Origin of the sequence: Alloscardovia criceti DSM 17774 (assembly GCF_000376885.1) — a bacterium.
GTDB classification, from domain to species: domain Bacteria; phylum Actinomycetota; class Actinomycetes; order Actinomycetales; family Bifidobacteriaceae; genus Alloscardovia; species Alloscardovia criceti.
In genome coordinates this window covers 1-2,638 of sequence record NZ_AQXR01000003.1, presented here as the reverse complement: position 1 = coordinate 2,638, position 2,638 = coordinate 1, and the positions used below count along the sequence as shown (strand labels likewise).

The window sequence follows — 2,638 nt, the reverse complement described above, 5'->3', positions numbered from 1 at the left end:
ATCGGCTATAGTTACAGACAGTAAATCTTCATCACCAGATGCTTTCTCCGTCCTCTGCTGAAATAAATCACCCAACTTACGCTGTTCCCAATCGTGAGTAATGTCTAAAAATCGTACTTACATAGAGTTTTTCATCGAATAACCGAGAAAAATATTTTTCGACAACTTTTTTAGGATTTGGAGGTAAATTTGCTTACGCTGGTGAAGGGTGATGAGTGAATCTATGGTCAGTACGCTATTAACGATTTCAATCTGTTCATTGATTCTAGGAACTTTCAATCTAGTTGTTTTTATATCGGAATTATGTAAATGAACAATTGACTTCCCTTGCGCCCGTTTCGCTAACTCCTTTTGAGCAGTCCCGGTTGATAAAACTAACGCCAAAAAAATCGGATTAACCCCTGACTTGGGACGAATAATATTCAGATCTCCACCTATCAGAAGACCTGATTTCACAACTGCTGAGGCACGAGCAATATCTTCAGCCGTTTCACCAGATGCTGGTACTAGCACCTCATTGCCGGTACTATATACATCGTAATTATTAGCAGCCTTAACATAAGTATCGACACCATCAATGGCGAGTTCGTATGCTGTATATAACCTACCGTACAAAATAATAGGCGTGCCAGATTTAACTAAATTATTTTTGGAGTACCCTGATCCTTTGGAATACTCTCCTATCGCATCAGCCTTACGCTGTTCCCAAGCATTACCCCACAAAATCGTCGAAATAATATGATTGCAAACCTTCAAACCTAAAATAAACGGAAAAGTTCTCATAAGAAATACGAAAAGCGCATCTCCTACCCCAAAAATAAGAAATGCGCTTTTGGTACGTTCTCCCAAAGACTACTTAAACATGTCCATGAACTTTTCTAGCTCTTCCTGTGCTTCAGGCGTGGTTCCACGTAATTCACCCAAAAGAGTGAATAGCTCATCCGAAGTTTTCTGAATTTCATCATCGATTGACTTTAATTCACTAGCAATTTCAGGCAGCGGCACAACTACTTCTTCTTCAGAAGTATCGACATAACGTGGAATATTCAGGTTGAAATCATTCTCTTTGATCTCATCCAGGGTTGCCACATGGGCATATTTTTCCACGTCCTGACGATTTTGATAGGTCTCAACGATCTTCGAGATATTTTCTTCCGTCAGTTTGTTTTGATTTTTACCCTTTTCGAACTCGTTAGAAGCATCAATGAACAGAATATCCTTATTCTCTCCTCTTGCTTCACGACCCTTGAAAACGAGCACACATGTAGGAATGCTTGTACCGTAGAAAAGGTTTGCAGGCAGCCCAATTACTGCATCCAGCAAGTTCTCTGCAATGATATTCTTTCGAATCTTTCCTTCTGAAGCTCCTCTAAAGAGAACACCGTGAGGCAACACAATAGCCATTGTGCCGTTTTGGTCTAAGTGATACAAACCATGCAGCACAAACGCATAATCAGCTTTAGAGCTTGGCGCAACGCCAAATCCCTTAAATCTCGTATCCTTTTCACGGTCGATACCCTTGGTATCCCAATGCTGTGAGTACGGAGGATTTGCCACAACTGCATCAAACTTCAACGGAATTTCTGCACCGTCAGACCTAGTAAATGGCCAATCAGCATCCAAAGTATCCGCTCTGCGCAACTGCATATTGTTATATCGCACATCATGCATCATCAGATTCATGCGAGCCAAATTATATGTGGTTGTGTTGAGCTCCTGACCATAGAAATCAACGCTTCCTGCCTCATCACCATTAGGCAGTTCTTTCTGAACAGTCAACAGCAACGAACCAGAACCCATGGTCGGATCATATACTCTAAACTGCGAATCACGATCCCCAGAGTTCAACGTCACGATTTTTGCAAGAATCTGACTTACCTCATGTGGAGTATAAAATTCTCCACCCTTTTTACCAGCATTTGCAGCAAACTGACCGATGAGGTATTCATACACATCACCCAAAATATCGTGGCCAGACTCATCCTTAAACGTGAACTCATTGATCATCAAGACGATGTCATTCAATGCGCGAGCGCGCTCACTCGTGCTAGCACCAAGTCTTGAATCTCCAAGATTTACATCTGAGAAAACATCTGCAAAATCCTCTTGAGCGTCAATGTTCCGCTTTGCATTACGATTAAAGGATTCAAACATATCCTGAAAATCACTGGCAACAATCTTGTGTTCTTCAATGTTTGCTACCAATTTATCCCACATATATTCAGGCTCGATAGCGTAGCCAAGCGCATTACTGAACTCAATAAGATATTCCTGCAGCTCTTCTTGATCAGAGACAGAATAGAATTCGCTTAATCTGCTCGATTCAATGTACTTTGCCTGGTTCTCAGAAAGATAGCGATAAAACATGAATGGCAAAATGTAGTTCTTGTATTCACTCGCATCCATGGTTCCACGAAGCGAGTTTGCCATAGCCCATAATTTAGAGGTAATTTCCTGTGATGTCGACATACTATTTTCTTTCCACATTCTTAAACAAACATTGCGTTTAATAAAGATTTCTTCAGGGTTTTGAGCGTATCTAACTTACGCTGGTGAAGGGTGATGAGGTGATCGAGGGAAGAAAGAAACTCACCAATCTTCGACTGCTCACTGCTTTTGGTTACTCGAAATGTAATCT

The 2,638-nt window shown here is 41.1% G+C and carries 2 protein-coding genes; both read right to left on the bottom strand.

Going from position 1 to position 2,638, the window contains the following annotated elements:
• Positions 1-117: 117 nt before the first annotated feature.
• Positions 118-849, bottom strand: coding sequence for a restriction endonuclease subunit S (locus D570_RS07960; protein WP_018142366.1), 732 nt, complete (start codon positions 847-849; stop codon positions 118-120).
• Positions 850-852: 3 nt separating this feature from the next.
• Positions 853-2,487, bottom strand: coding sequence for a type I restriction-modification system subunit M (locus D570_RS0100035; protein WP_245531831.1), 1,635 nt, complete (start codon positions 2,485-2,487; stop codon positions 853-855).
• Between the last annotated feature and the right edge of the window lie 151 nt (positions 2,488-2,638).